1 protein-coding gene is annotated in these 826 nt (G+C 67.9%); it reads left to right on the top strand.

The window, feature by feature from the left end; all coding sequences use genetic code 11:
• The coding region (locus A5624_RS14575) for a 3-deoxy-7-phosphoheptulonate synthase (RefSeq protein ID WP_066867296.1) at positions 1-826 on the top strand (826 nt) is incomplete at both ends.

Genomic DNA, 826 nt, shown 5'->3' with positions numbered 1-826 from the left:
GTCCTACCGCGGCGACATGATCAACGGCTTCGCCCCGGACGCCGCCGTGCGCGACCACGACCCGTCGCGGCTGGTGCGCGCCTACGCCAACGCCAGTGCGGCGATGAACCTGGTTCGGGCGCTGACGTCGTCGGGATTGGCCTCGCTGCACCTGGTGCACGACTGGAACCGGGAATTCGTCCGGACCTCGCCGGCCGGCGCCCGATACGAGGCGCTGGCCACCGAGATCGATCGCGGGCTGCGCTTCATGAGCGCCTGCGGGGTGGCCGACCGCAACCTGCAGACCGCCGAGATCTACGCCAGCCATGAGGCTTTGGTGCTGGACTACGAGCGGTCCATGCTGCGCCTGTCCGAAAGCGACGGCGGCGAACCGCAGCTGTATGACCTGTCCGCGCACACCGTGTGGATCGGTGAGCGCACCCGCCAGCTCGACGGCGCGCACATCGCCTTCGCCGAGGTGATCGCCAACCCGATCGGCGTCAAGATCGGCCCGACGATCACCCCGGAGCTGGCCGTCGAATACGTCGAGCGGCTCGACCCGAACAACAAGCCCGGCCGGCTGACGCTGGTGAGCAGGATGGGCAACAACAAGGTTCGCGACCTGCTGCCCCCGATCGTGGAGAAGGTCCAGGCCACCGGTCACCAGGTGATCTGGCAGTGCGACCCGATGCACGGCAACACCCACGAGTCGTCCAACGGTTACAAGACCCGCCACTTCGATCGCATCGTCGACGAGGTGCAGGGCTTCTTCGAGGTGCACCGCGCGCTGGGCACCCACCCGGGCGGCATCCACGTCGAGATCACCGGCGAGAACGTCACCGAGTGT

The sequence above is a fragment of the Mycobacterium sp. 1482292.6 genome, assembly GCF_001672995.1.
GTDB classification, from domain to species: Bacteria; Actinomycetota; Actinomycetes; order Mycobacteriales; family Mycobacteriaceae; genus Mycobacterium; species Mycobacterium europaeum_A.
The sequence above is the reverse complement of the archived record's forward strand: the minus strand, read 5'-3'. Positions and strand labels throughout refer to the sequence as shown.